General features: G+C 73.1%; 19 protein-coding genes and 1 riboswitch. Of the genes, 11 read left to right on the forward strand and 8 right to left on the reverse strand.

What is annotated here, in order from left to right; all coding sequences use genetic code 11:
* Positions 1 to 292: 292 nt before the first annotated feature.
* From ACWHYA_RS08960 to ychF, 9 genes are read left to right on the forward strand one after another with little or no spacing between them, the layout of a single operon-like run.
* The gene (locus ACWHYA_RS08960; RefSeq protein ID WP_425941852.1) at positions 293 to 1,507 is read left to right on the forward strand and encodes a substrate-binding domain-containing protein; all 1,215 of its coding nucleotides are present in this window, start codon (positions 293 to 295) and stop codon (positions 1,505 to 1,507) included.
* A complete protein-coding gene (locus tag ACWHYA_RS08965) occupies positions 1,504 to 2,301 on the forward strand; it encodes an ABC transporter ATP-binding protein (protein ID WP_425941779.1) in 798 nt (265 codons plus the stop codon). The genes ACWHYA_RS08960 and ACWHYA_RS08965 overlap by 4 nt, the downstream gene beginning before the upstream one ends.
* The gene (locus ACWHYA_RS08970; RefSeq protein ID WP_425941777.1) at positions 2,298 to 3,101 is read left to right on the forward strand and encodes an ABC transporter ATP-binding protein; all 804 of its coding nucleotides are present in this window, start codon (positions 2,298 to 2,300) and stop codon (positions 3,099 to 3,101) included. Before ACWHYA_RS08965 ends, ACWHYA_RS08970 begins: the two co-directional genes overlap by 4 nt.
* The gene (locus ACWHYA_RS08975; protein WP_425941775.1) at positions 3,098 to 3,976 is read left to right on the forward strand and encodes a branched-chain amino acid ABC transporter permease; all 879 of its coding nucleotides are present in this window, start codon (positions 3,098 to 3,100) and stop codon (positions 3,974 to 3,976) included. Before ACWHYA_RS08970 ends, ACWHYA_RS08975 begins: the two co-directional genes overlap by 4 nt.
* A complete protein-coding gene (locus ACWHYA_RS08980; RefSeq protein WP_425941773.1) occupies positions 3,973 to 5,124 on the forward strand; it encodes a branched-chain amino acid ABC transporter permease in 1,152 nt (383 codons plus the stop codon). Before ACWHYA_RS08975 ends, ACWHYA_RS08980 begins: the two co-directional genes overlap by 4 nt.
* Positions 5,121 to 6,716 (forward strand): class I adenylate-forming enzyme family protein, encoded by a 1,596-nt coding sequence (locus ACWHYA_RS08985; protein WP_425941772.1) that lies wholly within the window; start codon positions 5,121 to 5,123, stop codon positions 6,714 to 6,716. The genes ACWHYA_RS08980 and ACWHYA_RS08985 overlap by 4 nt, the downstream gene beginning before the upstream one ends.
* Positions 6,713 to 7,372, forward strand: coding sequence for a TetR/AcrR family transcriptional regulator (locus ACWHYA_RS08990; RefSeq protein WP_425941770.1), 660 nt, complete (start codon positions 6,713 to 6,715; stop codon positions 7,370 to 7,372). Before ACWHYA_RS08985 ends, ACWHYA_RS08990 begins: the two co-directional genes overlap by 4 nt.
* A complete protein-coding gene (locus ACWHYA_RS08995; protein ID WP_425941768.1) occupies positions 7,369 to 8,355 on the forward strand; it encodes an alpha/beta hydrolase in 987 nt (328 codons plus the stop codon). Before ACWHYA_RS08990 ends, ACWHYA_RS08995 begins: the two co-directional genes overlap by 4 nt.
* A 12-nt stretch (positions 8,356 to 8,367) precedes the next feature.
* Positions 8,368 to 9,453, forward strand: a complete 1,086-nt coding sequence (gene ychF / locus ACWHYA_RS09000; RefSeq protein ID WP_425941767.1) for a redox-regulated ATPase YchF — start codon at positions 8,368 to 8,370, stop codon at positions 9,451 to 9,453.
* 94 nt (positions 9,454 to 9,547) lie between these two features.
* On the opposite strand, the gene ACWHYA_RS09005 is transcribed toward ychF, so the two are convergent.
* Both ACWHYA_RS09005 and ACWHYA_RS09010 read right to left on the reverse strand, forming a co-directional pair.
* Positions 9,548 to 10,261, reverse strand: a complete 714-nt coding sequence (locus ACWHYA_RS09005) for a hypothetical protein (protein ID WP_425941765.1) — start codon at positions 10,259 to 10,261, stop codon at positions 9,548 to 9,550.
* A gap of 294 nt (positions 10,262 to 10,555) precedes the next feature.
* A complete protein-coding gene (locus ACWHYA_RS09010; RefSeq protein WP_425941763.1) occupies positions 10,556 to 11,788 on the reverse strand; it encodes an MFS transporter in 1,233 nt (410 codons plus the stop codon).
* A 31-nt stretch (positions 11,789 to 11,819) separates the two neighbouring features.
* A riboswitch (guanidine-III (ykkC-III) riboswitch) is annotated at positions 11,820 to 11,884 on the forward strand.
* A 9-nt stretch (positions 11,885 to 11,893) separates the two neighbouring features.
* Between ACWHYA_RS09010 and ACWHYA_RS09015 the strand changes: the two genes are divergently transcribed.
* Positions 11,894 to 12,211, forward strand: coding sequence for a DMT family transporter (locus tag ACWHYA_RS09015; RefSeq protein WP_425941762.1), 318 nt, complete (start codon positions 11,894 to 11,896; stop codon positions 12,209 to 12,211).
* Positions 12,212 to 12,277: 66 nt separating this feature from the next.
* Here the strand turns inward: ACWHYA_RS09015 and ACWHYA_RS09020 are convergent, their stop codons facing one another.
* Complete coding sequence (locus ACWHYA_RS09020) at positions 12,278 to 14,497, reverse strand: NADP-dependent isocitrate dehydrogenase (protein WP_425941760.1); 2,220 nt, start codon at positions 14,495 to 14,497, stop codon at positions 12,278 to 12,280.
* 218 nt (positions 14,498 to 14,715) lie between these two features.
* Here ACWHYA_RS09020 and ACWHYA_RS09025 point away from each other — a divergent pair, with 218 nt between their 5' ends.
* Positions 14,716 to 15,618, forward strand: coding sequence for a universal stress protein (locus ACWHYA_RS09025; protein WP_425941758.1), 903 nt, complete (start codon positions 14,716 to 14,718; stop codon positions 15,616 to 15,618).
* Positions 15,619 to 15,646: 28 nt separating this feature from the next.
* Here the strand turns inward: ACWHYA_RS09025 and ACWHYA_RS09030 are convergent, their stop codons facing one another.
* From ACWHYA_RS09030 to ACWHYA_RS09050, 5 genes are read right to left on the reverse strand one after another with little or no spacing between them, the layout of a single operon-like run.
* Positions 15,647 to 17,233 (reverse strand): cation:proton antiporter domain-containing protein, encoded by a 1,587-nt coding sequence (locus ACWHYA_RS09030; protein WP_425941756.1) that lies wholly within the window; start codon positions 17,231 to 17,233, stop codon positions 15,647 to 15,649.
* Positions 17,234 to 17,264: 31 nt separating this feature from the next.
* Positions 17,265 to 17,999, reverse strand: a complete 735-nt coding sequence (locus ACWHYA_RS09035) for a type 1 glutamine amidotransferase (RefSeq protein ID WP_425941755.1) — start codon at positions 17,997 to 17,999, stop codon at positions 17,265 to 17,267.
* 9 nt (positions 18,000 to 18,008) lie between these two features.
* Positions 18,009 to 19,205, reverse strand: a complete 1,197-nt coding sequence (locus ACWHYA_RS09040; protein ID WP_425941753.1) for an ABC transporter ATP-binding protein — start codon at positions 19,203 to 19,205, stop codon at positions 18,009 to 18,011.
* Complete coding sequence (locus tag ACWHYA_RS09045; RefSeq protein ID WP_425941751.1) at positions 19,202 to 20,284, reverse strand: ABC transporter ATP-binding protein; 1,083 nt, start codon at positions 20,282 to 20,284, stop codon at positions 19,202 to 19,204. Before ACWHYA_RS09045 ends, ACWHYA_RS09040 begins: the two co-directional genes overlap by 4 nt.
* Before the next feature lie 10 nt (positions 20,285 to 20,294).
* Entirely contained in the window at positions 20,295 to 21,236 is a 942-nt protein-coding gene (locus tag ACWHYA_RS09050; protein WP_425941851.1) for an ABC transporter permease, read from the reverse strand.
* Positions 21,237 to 21,251: the final 15 nt, after the last annotated feature.

Genomic DNA, 21,251 nt, shown 5'->3' on the forward strand with positions numbered 1-21,251 from the left:
CCGACACACCCCGACCAACGCACCCCGACCAACGCACCCCGGACCGACACACCCCCGGCCGACACACCCCGGACCGACACACCCCCGGCCGACACACCCCGGTCCCGCACGGTCACTGCGGCAGGACCCCCGGGCCCGACGCGCCGACGGTGCCGTGACCGGATCGTGATCCCCGCGCCGTTGACACGCCGGACGCACCTCGTTAGCGTTCCCGTCGAAACCTGAATCACCTTTCAGGTTCGTCGTGCACGAAGGAGTGTTCCCGGTGATCCGCACCCGACTGTTCGCCCTCATGTCCACCGCAGCGGTCCTGACCGTGGCCGGCTGCGCCCCTTCGGACTCCGGTTCCTCCGGGTCTGCCGACGAGCCGGACGGAGGTGCCAGCACGGGGACCGAGGCCGCCGCCGAGGAGGGCGGCGGCGAACCCGTCCAGGTCGGCATCATCTACTCCGAGACCGGGCCCCTCGCCGCCTACGGCAAGCAGTACAAGGAGGGCCTCGAGGCCGGCATCGACTACGCGACCGACGGCACCGGCGAGGTCGACGGCACCCCCATCGAGCTGACCTACCGCGACGACGCGGGCAACCCCGACACCGCGGTCGCGGCCGCCAAGGACCTCATCGGCCAGGACTTCAAGATCATGGGCGGCACGGTCGTGTCCGGCATCGCGCTGGCCATGGCCGAGCAGGCGGCCCAGAACGAGGTCCTCTACATCTCCGGCCCCGCCGCCGCCGACGCCGTCACCGGCATCAACGAGTTCACCTTCCGCTCCGGCCGCCAGTCCCTCCAGGACGTGGCGACGGCCGGCGCCATGCTCGACGACGCGAGCGGCAAGGTCGTCGTCCTCGCCCAGGACAACGCCTTCGGCCAGGGCAACCTCGCCGCCGTCGAGGCCGTTCTCGGCGCCGAGGGGGCCGAGGTCGACAGCGTCCTCGTGCCCGAGGACGCCACCGAGTTCACCGGCTTCGCCCGTCAGGTCATCGACGCGGAGCCCGACCTGATCTTCGTCGCCTGGGCCGGGGCCACCGCGGGCAGCATGTGGCAGTCGCTCGACCAGCAGGACGTCTTCGACGTCGCCCCGGTCGTGACCGGGCTGGCCGACAGCGCCACCTTCTCCGCCTACGGCCCCATCGGCGAGAAGATCAGCTTCCTGTCCCACTACTTCCCCGGTGCCGCCGACAATGAGGTCAACCAGGCCCTGGTCGACCACGTCACCGAGGCCGGCGGCACCCCCGATCTGTTCACCCCGGACGGCTTCGTCGCCGGCCAGATGATCGTGCAGGCCGTCGCCGAGGGCGGGGACGACGTCAACGCGATGATCGACGCGCTCGAGGGATGGGAGTTCGAGGGGCCCAAGGGCACCACGTCCATCCGCGAGAGCGACCACGCGCTCATCCAGCCGATGTTCACCGCCACCCTGACCCAGGACGGGGACGCCTGGGTGCCCGAGCTCGTCGACACGGTCCCCGCCGACAAGGTCGCCCCGCCGGAGGCGTCCGGCAAGTGACCGACGTCACCACGACCTCCGACGCGGGGGCGGCCGGTTCCGCCGCCCCCGCGCTCGAGGTCCGCGACCTGTCGCTGCGGATCGGGGGAGCCCAGATCCTCCAGGACGTCAGCTTCGCCGTCCCCGCCGGTCAGATCGTGGGGGTGATCGGTCCCAACGGTGCCGGCAAGACCACGCTGTTCAACCTGGTCTCGGGCGTCATGGCACCCACCGCCGGCCAGGTCCTGCTCGGCGGCCGCGACATCACCGGTCGAAGCGTGACCCAGCGGGCCACCGCCGGCCTGGGACGCACCTTCCAGACCTCCTCCCTGTTCCCGCGCCTGACGGTGGAGGAGAACGTGCGCCTGGCCGCCCAGGTCAAGGAGGGGCGGGCGCTGTCCCTGCTCAGCTTCCCCCGTCGTGGGGACGCGGCCTCGCGCCGGGCCCTCGAGCTGCTCCATGAGGTCGGGCTCGGACACCGGGTCGGACGGATGGCCGGGGACCTGCCCCACGGCGACAAGCGCAAGCTCGAGATCGCCATGCTGCTGGCCACCGACCCCTCCGTCGTGCTGCTCGACGAGCCGATGGCCGGCGTCGCCTCCGGCGACGTCGACGGCCTCACCGAGGTCATCCGCAGCCTGCACCGAGACCACGGCCGCACCGTTCTTATGGTCGAGCACCACATGGAGGTGCTGCTCGGCCTGGTCGAGCGGGTCGCCGTGCTGCACTTCGGCACCCTGCTCACCATCGACACCCCGGAGGCCGTGATGGCAGACTCCACGGTGCAGAGCGCCTACCTGGGGGAGACGGTATGACGTCGCGCACCCCGTCGCCGTCGTCACCGGACGCCTCCCCGCGGCCCGGGGAGGCGCGTGCGTCCGCGCAGGCCTCGCCCGGTCCCGTCCTGGTCGTGCGCGACCTCTCGGCCAACGTGGCCGGCCAGCAGGTCGTCGAGCACGTCGACCTCGAGGTGGCACCGACCGGCGTCACCGCCCTGCTCGGCCGCAACGGCGTCGGCAAGACGTCCACGATCAGGGCCGTCATGGGGCTCATCGGCCGGGCGGGCACCATCGAGCTGGACGGGCAGGACATCAGCACGCTGCCCACCTTCAAGATCGCCTCGATGGGGGTGGGCTACGTCCCCGAGGACCGCGAGGTCTTCTCCGGGCTGACCGTCGGGGAGAACCTCCGGCTCGCCGAGCGCCGCGGAGGCTCCTACCGCTACGACCTCGTCTACGAGCTCTTCCCCGAGCTGGAGGAGCGCACCTCCCAGACCGCAGGCACGCTCTCGGGCGGTCAGCAGCAGATGGTCTCCCTCGCCCGTGCCCTGCTCAACGAGAACCGCGTCCTGCTCATCGACGAGCCGACGAAGGGGCTGGCCCCCCGTCTGGTCACCGACGTCGCCCGGGCGCTGGCCCGCGCGGCCGAGGTGGCTCCCGTCCTGCTCGTCGAGCAGAACCTGCAGGTGGTGCGCGACCTGGCGCAGCACGTCGTCGTCCTCACCGACGGCCGCAGCGTCCACCACGGCGACGCCGCCGCCTTCCTCGACGACCCCGTCGCCACCCAGCGCCTGCTCGGCGTGCACGGTGGCAGCACCCCGGCAGGAGCCGCATGAGCACCGTCGTCCTCCTCCTCATCACCGGCGTCGGTCTCGGTGCCATCTACTTCCTCGTCAGCTCGGGCCTGTCCCTGATCTACGGCCTCATGGGCGTGCTCAACTTCGCCCACGGCGTCTTCCTGACCTTCGGCGCCTTCATGGGCTGGGAGGTGGCGGCCCGGATGGGTGCCACGACCTGGGCGGGCTTCGTCGCCTCGCTCCTCGTCGGGGCCCTGGCCGGCGCGGCCTTCGCCGCGCTCACCGAGCGCTTCCTGGTGCAGCGCCTCTACGAGCGGCACATCGAGCAGGTCCTCATCACCGTGGGCCTCGCCCTGGCCGTCGTCGCCCTCTTCGACGGGATCTGGGGCACCGACCCCCGCTTCATCAGCGGCCCGGCCTGGATGGCCCGGACCACGACGGTGGGCGGCGCGAACGTGCCCAACGACCGCTTCGTCGCTATCGTCGTGGCCGTCGTCGTCCTGGTCGCGCTCGTCCTCTTCCTGCAGCGCACCCGCTACGGGATGATCATCCGGGCCGGGGTCGAGAACCGGTCGATGGTCACCGCGCTGGGCATCGACGTCCGCACCGCCTTCACCCTCATCTTCTCCATCGGCGGCGCCGTGGCCGGGATGGGCGGGGTGCTCGCGTCGCACTACTTCGGCTACGTCTCGCCCGTCCTGGGCCAGACCCTGCTGATCTTCGCCTTCATCGTCACCGTGATCGGGGGGCTGGGGTCGCTCACCGGCGCCGCCGTCGCCTCGGTGCTCGTGGCGGTGCTGCAGCAGTTCGCGAACTACTACTGGGGCTACGGCGACTTCGCCGTCGTCATCCTGCTGGCGGTGGTCGTGCTGACCCGACCCACCGGTCTCCTGGGAAAGAAGGTGGCGACATGAGCGGCCCGACCCCCGCGACGCGACGTCGCACGCCGCTGCTCCGGCTGCTGGCGCCCCTCGGCCTCGTCGTGCTGCTGGCCTCCCTGCCGCTGCTCGACGTCTCGCTCCCCGGGGTCCTGCCCGGCGCCACCTACACCCCCGGCACCCTGCACCTGCTCGCGCTGGCGTGGGTCATGGCGGCGGTGGCCCTGTCCTACCACCTGCTGTTCGGGGTCGCCGGCCTGCTGTCCTTCGGGCACGCGCTCTACTTCGGCCTCGGTGCCTACGGCCTGGGGATCATCATGCGCGAGCTCGAGCTGGGGCTGGTGCCCGCCGCCCTGCTGACCCTCGTGGTGGCCGTGGTGATGTCGGCCGTCCTCGGTGCGGTCAGCCTGCGGGTGACCGGCATCCCCTTCGCCATGGTGACGCTGGCCTTCGCCCAGGCCGGGTACGTCTGGGTCCGTCGGGACCCCGAGCGCCTCACCGGGGGCGAGGAGGGGCTGCGCCTGCCGACGGAGCACGTCCCCGGCTACCTCGTCGGCGTCGCGGACACGCGCAACCTCTACTGGCTGGCGCTCGCGGTCCTGGTGCTGGCCTACCTGCTCACCGCGTGGGTGCAGAACAGCCGCGCCGGCCACGTGGCCGAGGCGGTGCGCGAGAACGAGCTGCGGGTGCGGGTCCTGGGCATGCGTCCCTTCATGGTCAAGTTCGCGATCTTCGTGTCCGCCTCCGTGATCGCCTCGATGGTGGGCATGGTCCACCTGCTGCTCAACTCCGGCGCGGTGCCGACGATCATGAGCGCGGAGTTCACGATCTCCCTCCTGCTCATGGTGGTGCTCGGCGGGGTCGGCTCCCGGTGGGGCGCCGTCGCCGGCGCGATCCTCTACGTCCTGCTCAGCCAGCGCCTCACGGTGCTCTCCCAGGCAGGATGGGTCGACGAGCTCCCCGCCGTCCTGCGCATCCCCCTGTCCGAGCCGCTGTTCATCCTCGGCACCCTCTTCGTCCTCGTCGTGCTCTTCCTGCCCGGCGGCCTCGCCGGTACGGTGGCACGGGTGGTCGGGCGTCGCAGCGGACCGCACGGAGACGGCGGAGCCTCCCCGTCGGAGCCCGCCACGTCTGCGCAGGAGGGCGACCCGGACGACGTCCGGGAACCCCTGGAGGTGAGGTGACCGTGGGTCCGGGCACGAGCAGGGACGGGCTGCACACGCTCGGCCGCTGGCCGGCCGACCGGGCGCGGATCGACCCCGGCCACGTCGCCGTCGTCGACCGGGGGGTCCCGCTCGACTACGCCGGGTTGCACCACCGCGTGGAGAGCATGGTCGAGCGTCTGCGGACCGCCGGGCTGGGCCGGGGCGACCGGGTGGCCACCCTCGTCGGGAACAGCGCCGGTCACGTCGTGCTGCTCTTCGCCTGCGCCCGCCTGGGTGCCGCGCTCGCGCCGCTCTCCTGGCGCTCCACCACCGCTGAGCTCGCCCGTCAGCTGGACACCGTCGACCCGGTGCTGCTCGTCGCCGAGGACGAGACCGCCGACCTGGCCCGCGCCGCCGGTGACGGGGCCCGCACCCCCGTCCCCACGGCATACCTGGGGAGCCTGGACGGCGAGGGGCACGTGCCCCAGGTGCGCCCCGGGCCGGGACCGGACGGGCCGGTCGAGGACGAGGACCCGCTCCTCGTCGTGCTCACCAGCGGCAGCGGGAGCGCGCCCCGGGCGGCCGTCCTGTCGCACCGGGCGTGCTTCTGGACCAACCTCTCGCTCTCCCGCACCGTGGAGCTGACCGCCGGCGACGTCGTGCTCGCCGTGCTGCCGCAGTTCCACGTGGGAGCCTGGAACGTGCAGCCCCTGCTGGCGCTGTGGACCGGGGCCACGGTCGTGCTGGAGCGCTCCTTCGACGCCGGCCGCGTGCTGGCCCTGGTCGCCGAGCACCGGGTGACCACGATGATGGGGGTGCCGACGCACTACCTGCTCATGGCCGAGCACCGCAGCTTCGCCACCGCCGACCTGACCAGCCTGCGCAGCGCCGTCGTGGGCGGAGCGCCGATGCCGGCGCCGCTGCTGCGGACCTACCACGAGCGGGGCGTCGCGCTGACCCAGGGCTACGGGCTCACCGAGGCCGGCCCCAACGTCCTGTGCCTGCCGCCGCACGAGGCGACCGCGCGGGCCGGCTGGGCGGGCGTTCCGTACCCCCACGTGGACGTCGACCTCGTCGACCCCGCCACCGGGCGCCGGGTCGAGGGTGCGGGCACGGGCGAGCTCGTCGTGCGCGGTCCGGGGCTGTTCAGCGGCTGCCTGGACGACCCCGAGGCCTCCGCCAGGGCCCTGCGCGAGGGCTGGCTGGCCACCGGCGACGTGGCCACCCGCGACGACGAGGGATATCTGCGCATCGTCGACCGCCTCAAGAACATCTTCATCTCCGGCGGGGAGAACGTGGCCCCCGCCGAGGTCGAGGGCGTGCTGCGCCGCCACCCGGCCGTGCACGAGGCGGCCGTCGCCGGGATCCCCCACGAGCGGTGGGGGGAGGTGGGCGTCGCCGTGGTCGAGCCGCGGCCGGGCGTGCCCACCGACGAGACCGAGCTGCTGGAGCACTGCCGCCGCGAGCTGGCCGCGTTCAAGGTGCCCGCGCGCATCCACCTCGTGCGCGAGGTGCCCCTCGTCGCCGTGGGCAAGGTCGACCGTCCGGCGGTGCGCCGCCTGGTCGCGGAGCTGGACGGACGGGCCGACGCGCGGCCCGCCGGCGAGCGCGCGGCGGAGGGCCGTCCGTGAGCGCCGGCGGGGTGACCGCGCCCCGGACCGCCCGGGGAGCCCGCACCCGTGCCCGGCTGCTGCAGGCGGCGGAGGACGTCTTCGCCGACGTCGGCTACCCGGACGCCTCCATCGTGCGGATCACCGAGAAGGCGGGGGTGGGGCTGGGGACCTTCTACGTGCACTTCCCGGGGAAGAAGGAGATCTTCGACGAGGTCGTGCACGACCTCAACCGCCGGGTCCGCTCGGCCATGACCGCCGCCGCCGACGCCGCACCGGACCGGCTCAGCGCCGAGCGCGCCGGCTTCAGCGCGTTCTTCCGGTTCACCGCCGAGCACCCCGCGCTCTACCGCATCGTGCGGCAGGCCGAGTTCGTCTCCCCCGAGGCGATGCGCGACCACTACGGCAGCATCCTCGCCGGCTACGAGCAGGCGCTCACCCGCGCCCGCGACGACGGCCAGCTGGGCCGGGTGGACCCGACCGTGGCCGCGTGGGTGCTCATGGGGGCGGGTGAGCTCATCGGTATGCGGTGGGTGCTCTGGGAGGGCGAGGCCGCCACCCGCGCCGGCCACCCGGACGGGGTCCCGCCGCACGTCTTCGAGGCGCTCATGGACATCGTGGCCCTCATCGTCACCCCGCCCGGTGCGGACCAGGACCCCAGGAGGACCCAGCCATGAGCACGCCCACCCTGCCGCCGTCCGTGGCCGAGGTCACCGGCCCGCGCCACCGGACCGAGCGCGTCGCCGTCGACGGCGGGGACCTGGTGTGCGGCGTGTGGGAACCCGTGGCCGGCTCCGTCGACGGCGACGGCGACGGCTCCGCACCGACGGTCCTGCTCGTCCACGGCATCACCTCCTCCCACCTGGCCTGGGCGGCCACCGCCGAGCTGCTCCCGCACGTGCGGGTGATCGCACCGGACCTGCGCGGACGCGGCAGGTCGCGCGACCTGCCCGGTCCGTACGGGATGGCCCGGCACGCCGACGACGTCGCGGCCGCCCTGCGCCTTCTCGGGACCGGCGGACCGGCCGTCGTCGTCGGACACTCGATGGGGGCCTTCGTCGGCGTCGTGCTCGCCCACCGCCACCCCGGGCTGGTCACCTCCCTGGTCCTCGTCGACGGCGGGCTGCCGCTGACCCCACCCGCCGGCGTCAGCCCCGACCAGCTGGCCTCGGCCACCCTGGGCCCGGCGGCCGCCCGGCTGGAGCAGACCTTCGCCACCTCCCAGGACTACCGGGACACCTGGCGCGCGCACCCGGCCTTCGCGACGAGCTGGTCGGAGCTGGTCGAGGCCTACGCCGACTACGACCTCGTCGGGGTCGAGCCGCAGCTGCGGGCCGCCACCAGGGTGGAGGCCCTGCAGGGGGACATCCGCCAGCTGGTCGACGGGGACGACGTCCTGCGGGCCCTGGAGCACCTGCCCGGGCCCACGCCCTGGCTGCTGGCGCCCCGCGGGCTCATGGACGAGGTGCCCCCGCTCTACCCCGCGGACCTCAGGGGCCGGTGGGAGGCGGCATACCCCCTCCTGGAGGTGGTCGAGGTCGGCGACGTGAACCACTACTCGATCGTCCTGTCGCGCCAGGGGGCCGCGCAGGTGACGCCCTGGGTGGAGCGGGCGGTGGCCGGCCTGCACGGTGACGGGAACGGGCCGTCCGGCGGCTAGACTCCTGACCCCGTGGCACTCACCATCGGAATCGTCGGCCTGCCCAACGTCGGCAAGTCGACCCTCTTCAACGCGCTGACCAAGAACTCCGTGCTCGCGGCGAACTACCCGTTCGCCACGATCGAGCCGAACGTCGGGGTGGTCCCGCTCAAGGACGACCGGCTGGCCCGGCTGGCGCAGATCCACGGCAGCGCCCGGATCCTGCCGGCCACGGTCAGCTTCGTGGACATCGCCGGGATCGTGCGCGGTGCGAGCGAGGGGGAGGGGCTGGGCAACAAGTTCCTGGCCAACATCCGCGAGGCGGACGCGATCTGCCAGGTGGTGCGCGCCTTCCGCGACGACGACGTCGTGCACGTGGAGGGCAAGGTCTCGCCGCGCGACGACATCGAGACGATCAACACCGAGCTGGTCCTGGCCGACCTGCAGACGTTGGAGAACGCCGTCCCGCGGCTCGAGAAGGAGGTCAAGGGCAAGCGGGTGGACAAGGAGGTCCTCGACACCGCGCTCGCGGCCCGGACGGTGCTGGAGGCGGGGGACACGTTGTTCACCGCCGGACCGCCCGCGGGGGTCGACATGGCGCTCGCCCGCCAGCTCGGGCTGCTCACGACCAAGCCCTTCCTCTACGTGTTCAACCTCGACGAGGACGGTCTGACCGACGAGGCGCTGCACGACGAGCTGGCCGCCGTCGTGGCCCCCGCCGAGGCGATCTATCTCAACGCCAAGCTCGAGGCCGACCTGGCCGAGCTGGACGACGAGGAGGCCCGGGAGCTGCTGGAGTCCGTCGGGGTCGACGAGCCCGGCCTGGACCAGCTCGCCCGGGTGGGCTTCCAGAACCTCGGCCTGCAGACCTACCTCACGGCCGGCCCCAAGGAGACGCGCGCCTGGACCATCCGCAAGGGGTGGACCGCGCCGCAGGCCGCCGGTGTCATCCACACCGACTTCGAACGCGGCTTCATCAAGGCCGAGGTCGTCTCGTTCGAGGACCTGGACGCCGCCGGGTCGATGGCGAAGGCCAAGGAGGCCGGCCGGGTCCGGATCGAGGGCAAGGACTACGTCATGCAGGACGGCGACGTCGTGGAGTTCCGCTTCAACGTGTGAGGTCCTCGCCGTGTGAGGTCCTCGCCGTGGAACACGGGTGGGGGCCAGGAGCAGGTCCCCCTCGACGGCGGCCCGGCGACCCTCGGCGCAGGTCCTACCACCCAGGGTCGTCGGTCGGCGGTGGCTCCTCGTGCCGGGAAGGCTCGTCGGCCAGCCGTGGTGCGTCGTGCCACGGGGGTTCGTCGAACCACCCGACCCCGTCCATCGACGCCGGCCCCCAGGAGCCCCAGGGGGCGTGAGCCGGGTCCGTGCCGCCAGGATCCAGGGCCCGTTGGACCAGCGTCCGTCCGACCGTCGCCTCCAGGTCCTCCCACAGGCCCTCGGCCCGGACCCGGGTCAGCAGCCGGTCGCGCACGCGATGGCCTCCCCGGTGCTCGAGGACGAACACCTCGGCGATCTCCAGCAGCTCCTCCGGGTTCAGCCCCTCCAGCCCCCGCCGCAGGTACACCGGCCTCTCGACGGGTGGCGGCGGTGGAGAGGTGCGCAGAGCCGCCGCCCAGTCGTAGGCGGGGTCCTGCTCCAGCAGCTCGGCCAACCGGGGGAGGGCCCGGTCGCGTGGCAGGCCGCGCTCGTCCACGGGCAGCATCCGTCGGGCGCGGTCCAGGACGGCGACCCAGGATCGGCCCAGCTCCTCGGCCAGCGGCTCCAGCCCCGTTCCACGGCGGCAGCCGCCCACCAGCCGCTCGTAGTCCTCGTCGGTCCAGGGCAGGCCATTCCGGGCCGGCCGAGGGGTCGTCCCGGCCGGCCGGGAGGACGGTGCGACCGGCCGCGAGGCCGCCCCGGTCGTCGGCAGCAGACCGGCGGTCATGGACCCGCTCCCGTCGAGCCCGCCGTCAGGTGTCAGGTCCTCCCACGCGACCCCGTCGGTCCCTCTACCCTCGGTCCCTCCACTCTCGGTCCCCTCCATAGGTGCTCCCCTCTCGCGTCTACTCGGTGCACCCACCGTCGCACGACCGCCACCGGGGACAGCCCGTGTCCACAGAGGCGGCGTCCCCGCCCCCGGCGGGGGCCGAGGGTGTGGACGGCGTCGCGAAGGGTGTCGGACCCGTCGCCGAGGGTGTGGGGGACGCCGTCGTCGAGGGTGTGGCAACCGACGTCCGGATCAGGGACGGGCGAGCTCGTCGTCGACGTACACGGGCAGCGACACCCGGAGCCCCGCCAGGGTCATCAGCACCCCCGAGCCCATGAGCAGGACGAGCACGAGGGTCCAGCCGCCGGTCGCCTCGTGGATCAGGCCCACCGCGAACGGTCCGGTCGCCGCCAGGGCGTAGCCCACCGGTTGCACGAACCCCGACAGCCGGGCGGTGACCTGCGGGCTGCGGGACCGGGCGGTGAGGAGCGCGATGGCGGTCGGGAAGGCGAACCCGGCCAGACCCAGGGACCCGGCCCACAGCCAGGGTAGCGTGCCGGGGGCCACGAGCAGGCCGGCCCATCCGGAGACCTGCAGCACGCCGAAGGCCACCATCCACGGCGCGAGCGTGCGCGACCGGGCGATCACCGTCGGCATGAGCAGACCCCCGACGATGCCCAGCGCCGTGAGCAGCGACATCAGCAGTCCGGCGCTCGTGGCGCTGAGCCCGGCGTCGCGGTAGATCTGCGGGAGCCAGCCGAACTGGACGTAGGCGTTCATCGACTGGATGCCGAACAGCGCCGTGAGGGCGACTGCGGTGGGGGAGGAGGCGATGCGACCCACGAAGGGTCGTGCGGGGGTCCTCCCCAGCCGGAGGGTATGCCGTTCACCCGCGCTCAGGAGCACCCAGGGGACGAGCGCGGCGAGGGCGACCAGGCCCCATACCCCCAGGCCTGCCCGCCACCCGGCTCCGCTGGCCTGGCCCACGGGGGCCGCGAGGGCCGCGCCGAGCGCCCCGCCGAGCGTCAGCCCGGTGCTGTAGAACGTCATGAGGCGGACGCCGCCGTCGCGGGAGTGGCGCTTGATCCAGGCCGGGACCAGGACGTTGCCCACCGCCATGCCGGCCAGCGCCAGGGTCGAGGCCAGCAGGAACACCCAGGCGGAGCCGGCGAAGGAACGGGCCACGAGACCCAGGACGACGGCCAGGACGCCGGCGGCGACCACGGCGCTGAGCCCCAGCCGCCGGGCGAGCGTCACCGCCAGCGCGCCGACGGCGCCGAAGCAGAGGCCGGGCAGGGCGGTGAGCACACCGGCCGAGGCCGGGCCCATCCCCAGGTCCGCGGTCAGCTCGGCCAGCACGGGTCCCACGGACGAGGCGCCGGGGCGCAGGTTGATCGAGACCAGGACGACGGCGGCCAGGATGAGGCCCACCCCGACGTGGCTGCGGGCCGGCCGCGGCCGACCGCCGGGCAGGAGCGTGGTCATCCTCGCCCCCGGGGACGGCTTGCTAGCCTGGGCGACGAGCCCGACCGGCTCCCGGACGAGGGTGGTCGTACCCGGATCGCGACAAGACGACCACGTGGAGGGTTCATGTCCTGGTTCGTCCTTGTCGTGTCCGGCCTGTTCGAGGCGGTGTGGGCCACGGCCCTGGGCCGGATGGACGGTCTGCGTCCCGGCCCGGTCGCCGTGTTCCTCCTCGCCCTGACCGTCTCGATGGTCGGACTGGGGTGGGCGATGCGCGAGCTGCCCACCGGCACGGCCTACGCCGTCTGGGTGGCGGTGGGAGCCAGCGCCACCGTGGCCTGGGCGATGATGACCGGCGCCGAGCCGTTCACCCTCGCCCGGGTGCTGCTCATCGCCGGGATCATCGCCTGCGTGGTCGGGCTGAAGCTGCTCCCGCAGGAGTAGCCCCCGGCGCGGACGGGGCACCCGGTGCCCCGGACGACGGTCGTCGCCCGGGGCGCCGGCGTCCGGTCAGCCGCGCAGGGCGTCGATGACCGCGTTGAAGGTCGCCGACGGGCGCATGGCCGCGAAGGTCTTGGCGTCGTCGGGGTGGTAGTAGCCGCCGAGGTCGACCGGGGAGCCCTGCACGTCGAGCAGCTCCTGGGCGATCTGCTCCTCCTTGGCGGACAGCTCCTCGGCGACGGGGGCGAACCGCTGCGCCAGCTCGGGGTCCTCGTCCTGGGCCGCGAGGGTCTGGGCCCAGTAGAGGGCCAGGTAGAAGTGGCTGCCGCGGTTGTCGATCTGGCCCAGCTTGCGGGCGGGGGAGCGGTCCTCGGTCAGCACCTTCTCGGTGGCGACGTCGAGGGCGTTCCCGAGCACGCGGGCGCGGGGGTTGTCGTCCCGGTCGGCCAGGTGGCGCAGCGACTCGGCGATGGCCAGGAACTCCCCGAGGCTGTCCCAGCGCAGGTAGTTCTCGCTCTGGAGCTGCTGGACGTGCTTGGGGGCGGACCCGCCGGCGCCGGTTTCGAACAGACCCCCGCCGTTCATGAGCGGGACGACCGAGAGCATCTTGGCGCTGGTGCCGACCTCCAGGATGGGGAAGAGGTCGGTGTTGTAGTCGCGCAGCACGTTGCCGGTGACCGAGATGGTGTTCTGGCCGGCGCGCAGGCGCTCGACCGAGAGCCTGGTGGCCTCGACCGGGGAGAGCACGCGGATGTCCAGCCCGTCGGTGTCGTGCTCCTCCAGGTACGCGCCCACCTTGGCGATGAGGTTGGCGTCGTGGGCGCGGGCCTCGTCCAGCCAGAAGACCGCCGGGTCGCCGGTCGCCCGGGCACGGGTGACGGCGAGCTTGACCCAGTCGCGGATCGGCTCGTCCTGGGTCTGGCAGGCGCGCCAGATGTCGCCCGCGCCGACCTGGTGCTCCAGGAGCACGGTGCCCGAGCCGTCCACGACCCGGACGGTGCCCGGGGCGGCGATCTCGAAGGTCTTGTCGTGCGAGCCGTACTCCTCGGCCTTCTTGGCCATCAACCCCACGTTCGGGACCGACCCCATCGTGGTCGGGTCGAAGGCGCCGTTGGCCTGGCAGTCCTCGATCACCGCCTGGTAGACACCGGCGTAGGAGGAGTCCGGGATGACGGCCAGCGTGTCGTCCTCCTCGCCCTGGGGGCCCCAGAGCTTGCCGCCGTTGCGGATCATGGCGGGCATCGAGGCGTCGATGATGACGTCGCTCGGCACGTGCAGGTTCGTGATGCCCTTGTCGCTGTTGACCATCGACAGGCGGGGCAGGTGCGAGAGCCGCTCCTGCACCGCGGCCCGCACCTCGTCGGCCTGCTCGCCCAGCGCGTCGAGCCCGGCGAGGATGCCGCCCAGACCGTCGTCGGACGAGAGGCCCGCGGCCGCCAGCTGCTCGCCGTAGCGCTCGAAGACGTCGGCGAAGAAGGTCTCCACCGCGTGCCCGAAGATGATGGGGTCGGAGACCTTCATCATCGTGGCCTTCAGGTGCAGCGAGAAGAGGACGTCCTCCTGCGCCGCCGCGTCGACCTGCTCGGCGAGGAAGGAGCGCAGGGCCTGCACGTCCATGAACGTGGCGTCCACGACCTCGCCGGCGGTCACCGGCACCGAGTCCTTGAGCACGGTCTCCGTGCCGTCCTCGGCGACGTGGACGATCGAGAGCGCGCCCGCGGACTCCACGACGACCGACTTCTCGTTGGTGGCGAAGTCGTGCTCGCCCATGGTGGCCACCCGGGTCCGGGAGTCGCTGCTCCACTCGCCCATCGAGTGCGGACGGGAGCGGGCGTAGTTCTTGACGGCGTCGGGCGCCCGGCGGTCGGAGTTGCCCTCGCGCAGCACGGGGTTGACGGCCGAGCCCATGACCTTGCCGTACCGGGCGCGGACCTCGCGCTCCTCCTCGGTCTGCGGCGACTCGGGGTAGTCGGGCAGGTCGTAGCCCTGGGACTGCAGCTCGGCGACGGCCGCCTTGAGCTGCGGCACCGAGGCCGAGACGTTCGGCAGCTTGATGATGTTGGCCTCGGGCGTGGTGGCCAGCCGACCCAGCTCGGCCAGGGCGTCGGGCTGGCGCTGGTCCTCCGTCAGGCGGTCGGGGAACTGGGCCAGGATGCGACCGGCGAGGGAGATGTCGCGCGTCTCGACCTCGATGCCGGCCGCGCCCGCGAACGCCTCGATGACGGGCTTGAGCGAGTAGGTCGCCAGCAGGGGGGCCTCGTCGGTGCGCGTGTAGATGATCGTGGACATCAGCTGAAGGTCTCCTACGTGCTGGAACGGGCGTGCTGTCGTCGGTACGAGGCTACTCGACCCCCGCGGGCGGAGGCGCTGGCGGCCGGGGAGCCGCCCTCCCTGGCCGGACCGGCCCCCGATAGCATGAGGGTGGTCGACCACCGCGGTCGCGGTCGGTCCGGCCGGGCGCCTGCGGTGCCGGGGCGCCCCGGTCCACGCACACGGAGGTGGTGGCGGTGTCGGAGCAGGGACGTCCGGTCGTGGTGGGAGCCGACGGGGGCGGGACGGACTCGGCGGCCGTGCGGTGGGCCGCCCGGTTGGCCGAGCGTCTGCACCGCGAGCTCGTGGTCGTGCACGCCAGCGAGCCGGAGGCGCTCGCCGCCCGCGCCGCCGGGGCAGGGGCGCCGGACGTGACGGCGCTGCTGGAGGCCGAGGAGGAGCGGGCCGACCTCATCCGGCAACAGACCGAGGAGCTGGGTGCGGCCACCGGGGTCGAGGTGCGGCTGGACGTCCACCGCTCCTCGCCGGTCAGGGCGCTGCTCGAGCACGAGGCGACCGCCTGCGCGATCGTCGTCGGAACCGGGCGCAAGGGTGTCCTGGAGGAGTTCGTCCTGGGCACCACCTCCATCGGTGTGGCCGCGCACGCCACCTGTCCCGTGGTCGTCATCAACCCCGAGGTGGACGTCGACTCCCTGGACCGGGGCGTCGTCGGGGTCGCCGTGGACGGCAGCGAGGACAGCAGGGCCGCCGCCCGGGTCGCCCTGGACTACGCCGGTGCGACCGGGGCCAGCGTGCTGGCGCTGACGACGTGGTACCTCGAGGTCGTCGACGGGTACGTCGTCACCGAGCCGGACAGTCCCGAGTGGCGCCAGCTGGAGGCCGAGCGCGCCGCCGTGCTGGAGTCCGCCCTCGCCGGGCCGATGAGGACCCACCCGGACGTGCCGGTCGAGCTCTCGGTCCGCCGGGGCCCGGTGCTCAGCACGCTGCTGGAGGCCAGCGCCGACGTCGACCTCATGGTCATGGGCAGCCGGGGCATGGGCAGCTTCCGCGGGCGGCTCCTGGGCTCGGTCAGCCAACGCATGATGCGGGCCGCCGGTGTGCCCGTGATGGTCGTCACCCGACCGCGCGACAGGCACTGACGCGACCCGCTCGGCAGGTCGGAGCGGGTCAGTCGCGCTCGGCGAGCGCCTCGGCCGCCCGCTCCGCCAGCGTGGTGCCCGCCCCCTCGTAGAGCTGCACCACGACGTCGGCACCCAGCTCCTGGTACTCGAGAACCTCCGTGTCGTACTGCGCGACGACCGCGACGATGCCGGTGTAGTCGCTGGCCGTCAGCTCGCGCAGGGCCAGCTTCCCGGCGCCGTGGAAGGGCATCGCCAGCACGACGATGTCGACCTGGCCGGTCGATTCCAGCCGGGCCCAGAAGTCCCCGTCGGCGGCGTCCGCCTCGACGATCGCGAACCCGTCCTCGCGCAGGTCGGTCACCCGGGTGGGCAGGTTCTCCACCCCCAGCACCTCCAGGCCGTAGACCTGGCCGAGCTCGGCGTAGGCGGCGCGCCCCACCCGGCCCATCCCCATGACCACGGCACGGGCGGGCCCGAAGGAGATGGGGCGCTCGTGCGGGTGGACGTCGTAGGGGGGGTGCATCGGCATGACCCGGCGTGCCAGCCGCAGCCAGCCGTCGGAGCGGGCGTTGATCACGGTGGCCACGACGAAGCTGGCCGCCACGGCCACCGACATGACGACGAGCCAATCCTCGTCCAGCAGGCCCGAGGAGGTGGCCACCGCGGTGACGATGAGACCGAACTCGGAGAAGTTGCCGAGGAGCAGCCCGGCCTTGACCGAGGTGCGTCGGCGCAGCCGGTGGCGGTCCAGCAGCCAGACGTAGAGCAGCACCTGCGCGGGCAGCAGGAGGAGCAGGACCAGGCCCAGCACCACCGTCTGCACGTTGGCGGTGCCCCCGAACCCGATCGAGATGAAGAACCCGACCAGCAGCAGGTCCTTGAGGCCGAAGAGGCGGTGGGACAGCTCGCTGGCGGCGGCGTCCCCGGCCAGGAGCATCCCCACCACCAGGGCCCCCAGGTCCCCCTTCAGACCGACGGCGTCGAAGGCGGCATACCCCGGCCCCAGGGCCATGGCCAGGCCGAACAGCGCCTGCATCTCCCCGGGCGGAACGACCCGCCAGAGGCGGCGGGCGACCCACCCCAGCGGCCACAGGCCCAGCAGGAGGGGAAGGGCCCACAGGCTGGGCAGCTCCCCCTTGGAGGCGGTCATGAAGATCACGGCCACGAGGTCCTGCATGACGAGGATGCCGATGGCGATCCGGCCGTAGAACGACTGGATCTCGGCCTTGTCCTCCAGGACCTTGACGACGAAGACGGTGGAGGAGAAGGAGAGCGCGAAGGCGATGAGCGCCATCGTGCCCACGTCGGCACCGGTGAGCAGGGGGAAGCCGAGGAGCGCGAGGATCCAGAGGAAGCCGGTGCCGACGGCCACGGACAGGGCCACGTGCGCCCCGGTGGTCACCCACACCTCGCGACCCAGCAGGCTGCGCAGGTCCAGCTTCAGGCCGATGCCGAACAGGAGCAGCGTCACCCCCAGCTCGGCGATGAAGTCGAGGTAGGGCAGCTCACGCACCCCCGCGGCCTCCAGGAGGAAGCCGGCCAGCAGGAACCCCAGGAGCGCGGGGAGCTTGACGACGGACATCAGCAGGCCGGCGGCGAAGGTGGCCGCGAGGAAGAAGGCGATGTCGGTCATGCAGCACCCCCTGCGGTCGCGGCGGGCCGGGTCAGGGCGATTCTTCCATCCCGGCGGGCCCGCCCGCCCCGAGGACCGTCCGGCCGAAGGTGCGCACCAGCCGGGCCCAGCCGCGGTGCAGCTCCCGGGTGCGCCGCTCGAGCTCGGCCACGACCTGCTCCTCCTGCGCGGTGAGGTCGCGGTCGGCCGCCCACCCCCGCACGACCGCGGCGGTCACCTCCGGGTGGAACTGCACGCCCCAGGCGCGGGGGCCCAGGCGCAGGGCCTGCACGGCCCCGTCCGGCGTGCGGGCGAGGACGGTGGCGCCCGCCGGCGCCCGCACGACCACGTCGTCGTTCCAGTGCAGCACCTCCGGGCCGCCGCCCAGGCCGCCCAGCAGCGCGTCCTGCAGCCCCTCCGGGGTCGCGCCGAGGGGGTGCAGGGCGCGGGTGGGACGGGTGTGGGGACGCACCTGTCCGCCGAGGGCGGCGGCCGCCAGCTGGTGGCCCAGGCACACCCCGAGGAACGGCATACCCCCGGCGGCGACGGTGGCGATCAGCGCCTTGGTCGGGCCCAGCCAGCGGTGCCGGGCCTCGTCACCGGCCCCCATCCGCCCACCCAGGACGATCAGGCCGGCGTGGTCGACCAGGTGGGCCGGCACCGCCCGGCCACGGTGGGCGGCCAGCACGTCGCAGTCCAGGCCCACGTCGGCCAGCCAGGGCTCGATCATCGCGACCGGGCAGTCGTCCTCGTGCTGGACCACCAGCACCCGTGGGCGGGGCGTCACGGGCGCAGACTACTGCACCGGGTCGACGAGGTCCTTCGCGCCCAGGCTGGTGTCCGAGGGGGAGGTCGAGCTGATGGACTCCACGGACTCCGGGCTCACCTCGTGCGGCTTCAGCTCCCCGGTCGCGATCTGCTCGGCCCAGTGGCAGGCCACCCGCTGGCCGGGGGGTGCGCCGGCCACGTCGAGGGGACGCAGCACCGGTCGCTCGTCGTGGCAGCGGGTCGGCTGGCGCCAGGGGCACCGGGTGTGGAAGCGGCAGCCGGAGGGTGGGTCGGCGGGGGAGGGGAGGTCGCCCACCAGCAGGATCTGCTCGCGGGAGTCCTCGACGACCGGGTCCGGGACCGGGACGGCGGAGAGCAGCGCGCGGGTGTAGGGGTGCAGCGGCCGTTGGTAGAGGTCGTCCGCGTCGGCCTCCTCGACGAGGGCGCCGAGGTACATGACCCCGACCCGGTCGCTGATGTGCCGCACGACCGCCAGGTCGTGGGCGATCACCAGGTAGGTGAGGTTGAACTCCGCCTGCAGGTCGGCCAGCAGGTTGATGACCTGGGCCTGGACCGAGACGTCGAGCGCGCTGACGGGCTCGTCGGCCACGATGAGCTGCGGGTCGACGGACAGGGCCCGGGCGATGCCCACGCGCTGACGCTGCCCGCCGGAGAACTCGTGGGGGTACTTGGTCAGGGCCGTGCGCGGAAGACCGACCGCGGTGAGCAGGTCCTTGAGGCGCTGGCGGGCGTCCACCCCCTTGGTGAGCCCGTGGGCACGCATCCCCTCGAGCAGCAGCTGCTCGACCGTCTGCCGGGGGTCCAGGGAGCCCAGCGGGTCCTGGAAGACCATCTGCATGTGGCGGCGCTGCTTGCGCAGCTCCTCGCCCTTGAGGGAGGCCAGGTCGGTCCCCTCGAAGAGGACCTGGCCCTCGGTGAGGTCCTCCAGCCGCAGGATGGCGCGGCCCAGGGTCGACTTGCCGCACCCGGACTCACCCACCAGGCCGTACGTCTCACCACGACGGATCTGCAGGTCGACGCCGTCCACCGCGTAGACGTGGCCGACGGTCCGGTCGAAGACGACCCCGCTCTTGATGGGGAAGTGCACCTTGAGGTCGCGCACGTCGAGCAGGACGTCGGCGTCCGGGTCGGGGGTACGACGGCCGGCCCCGGCGGGAGCCTCCTGGCGGGGCCCGGTCGCGGACGGCTCGGCGGCGGTGCTCATCGGTCGGTCTCCTCACCCACGGGGGCGTCGCGGTCGTCGTCCATCGGGTTGGACTCCAGCGGGTTGTGGCAGCGCAGCAGGCGGTCCGGCCCCAGCTCGGGCCGGTCCTGCACCAGCTCGGGCGTCCGCTCCAGGCAGACCTCGATGGCCGAGGCGCACCGCGGTGCGAAGGCGCAGCCCGAGGACCAGGGGATGTTGTCGGCCACCGAACCGGGCACCGGCGTCAGCCGTCGGCCCCTCTCCTCGTGGAGGCGGGGGATGGAGGCCAGCAACCCGCCGGTGTACGGGTGGCGTGGCTTGGCGAACAGGTCGTGCCGCTGGGCCCGTTCCACGATGCGCCCGCCGTAGAGGACGTTGACCTCGTCGCAGAGCCCGGCCACGACGCCCAGGTCGTGGGTGATCATGATCAGGGCCGTCCCGGACTCCTGCACGAGCTCCTTGAGCAGCGCCAGGATCTGCGCCTGGATCGTCACGTCCAGCGCGGTCGTGGGCTCGTCGGCGATGAGCAGTCGGGGCTCGCACGCCAGGGCCATGGCGATGAGCGCACGCTGGCGCATCCCCCCGGAGAGCTGGTGCGGGTACTCCTTGAGCCGGCGGGTGGGGTCGGGGATCCCGACCTTGTCGAGCAGCTCGGTGGCCCGCCCCATGGCCGCGTCCTTCTTCATGCCCCGGTGGCGCTGGAGCACCTCCGCCACCTGAACGCCCAGGGACACCACCGGGTTCAGGGACGAGAGCGGGTCCTGGAAGATCATCGCCACGTCGCGGCCGCGGCGGTCGCGCAGCTGGTCGCCGGGCAGGTCGAGCAGCTCGTCGCCGTCGAAGCGGACGCTGCCGGTCACCGTGTTGCCGCGGGAGGGGAGCAGCCCCATGATCGCCAGCGAGGTGACCGACTTGCCGCAGCCGGACTCGCCGACGAGCCCGACCGTCTGCCCGGGGGCGACGTCGAAGCTGATCCCGTCGACGGCGGTGAACGCCTTGCGCCCGCGGCCGAACGTGACGGACAGGTCGCGGACCGACAGCAGCGGGGCCGCGCCGGGACCGGTGGCCGGGCCGGTCGACGTCGTGGTGGGAACGGTCATCGCAGGCTCCTCATCGACGGGACTTGGGGTCGAGGGCCTCGCGCAGCGACTCACCCATGAGCGTGAAGCCCAGGGCGACGACGATGATGCACAGGGCCGGGTAGACGGCGACCTCGGGGTGGGTGTTGAAGTACTGCTGGGCCTTGCCCAGCATCTGTCCCCACTCCGGGACGGTGTCGTCGGGGCTGCCCAGGCCGAGGAAGGACAGGGCCGCGGCGTCGATGATCGCCACCGCGAGCACGAGGGTGCCCTGCACGATCACCGGTCCGAGCGAGTTCGGCAGCATGTGCCGGAAGACGATGGCGGCCGGTCGCACGCCCAGGGCCCGGGCGGCCAGGACGTGGTCGCTGTGCCGCTGGGCCATCATCGACCCGCGCAGCAGACGGGCGAAGATCGGGATCTGGATGATCGCGATCGCCAGGATCACCGTCCACTGGCTGGGGCGGGCGAACATGGCCGCGATGGAGAACGCCATGAGCAGCGACGGGATCGAGAGCATCACGTCGACGACGCGCATGACGGCCCCGTCGACCCAGCCGCCCAGACCGCCGGCGAGGGTGCCCAGCGTCAGCCCGCCCGCCAGGCCCCCGAGCGTGGCCATGACGCCGACGATGAGGGTCTGGCGCGAACCGACCAGGAGCCGGGAGAGCATGTCCCGACCGGCGTCGTCGGCGCCCAGCGGGTGACCCGGCTGCGGCTCGGGGATGGGGTTGTTGGGCGTGCGCTGGTCGATCAGCAACCGGGCCGCCGGGTCGTGCGGCGCGATCCAGGGGGCGATCAGCGCCAGCACGAGGAAGAGCGCGATGATCACCGCACCCACGAGGAAGACGGGGTCGCGGCGCAGGCGGCGCCACGCGCTGCGCCACAGGCTCACGCCCTCCTCGTCGGAGAGGGTGCCCGCCTCGGCCAGGGCGTCGATCCGGTCCTTCTTGCGCTGGCCCGGTGAGGTCATGGAGGTCACGGTGTT

This window comes from Ornithinimicrobium carbonis, assembly GCF_977012275.1.

Bases quoted from the DNA above. Each gene is read 5' to 3' on its own strand.
- ACWHYA_RS08980 (WP_425941773.1), top strand. From the start codon at position 3,973: ATGAGCGGCCCGACCCCCGCGACGCGACGTCGCACGCCGCTGCTCCGG.
- ACWHYA_RS08960 (WP_425941852.1), top strand. From the start codon at position 293: ATGTCCACCGCAGCGGTCCTGACCGTGGCCGGCTGCGCCCCTTCGGAC.
- ACWHYA_RS09030 (WP_425941756.1), bottom strand. From the start codon at position 17,233: ATGACCGACATCGCCTTCTTCCTCGCGGCCACCTTCGCCGCCGGCCTG.
- ACWHYA_RS08995 (WP_425941768.1), top strand. From the start codon at position 7,369: ATGAGCACGCCCACCCTGCCGCCGTCCGTGGCCGAGGTCACCGGCCCG.
- ACWHYA_RS09020 (WP_425941760.1), bottom strand. From the start codon at position 14,497: ATGTCCACGATCATCTACACGCGCACCGACGAGGCCCCCCTGCTGGCG.
- ACWHYA_RS09050 (WP_425941851.1), bottom strand. From the start codon at position 21,236: ATGACCTCACCGGGCCAGCGCAAGAAGGACCGGATCGACGCCCTGGCC.
- ACWHYA_RS09005 (WP_425941765.1), bottom strand. From the start codon at position 10,261: ATGACCGCCGGTCTGCTGCCGACGACCGGGGCGGCCTCGCGGCCGGTC.
- ACWHYA_RS08970 (WP_425941777.1), top strand. From the start codon at position 2,298: ATGACGTCGCGCACCCCGTCGCCGTCGTCACCGGACGCCTCCCCGCGG.
- ACWHYA_RS09040 (WP_425941753.1), bottom strand. From the start codon at position 19,205: ATGAGCACCGCCGCCGAGCCGTCCGCGACCGGGCCCCGCCAGGAGGCT.
- ACWHYA_RS09045 (WP_425941751.1), bottom strand. From the start codon at position 20,284: ATGACCGTTCCCACCACGACGTCGACCGGCCCGGCCACCGGTCCCGGC.
- ACWHYA_RS09010 (WP_425941763.1), bottom strand. From the start codon at position 11,788: ATGACCACGCTCCTGCCCGGCGGTCGGCCGCGGCCGGCCCGCAGCCAC.
- ACWHYA_RS09015 (WP_425941762.1), top strand. From the start codon at position 11,894: ATGTCCTGGTTCGTCCTTGTCGTGTCCGGCCTGTTCGAGGCGGTGTGG.
- ACWHYA_RS08975 (WP_425941775.1), top strand. From the start codon at position 3,098: ATGAGCACCGTCGTCCTCCTCCTCATCACCGGCGTCGGTCTCGGTGCC.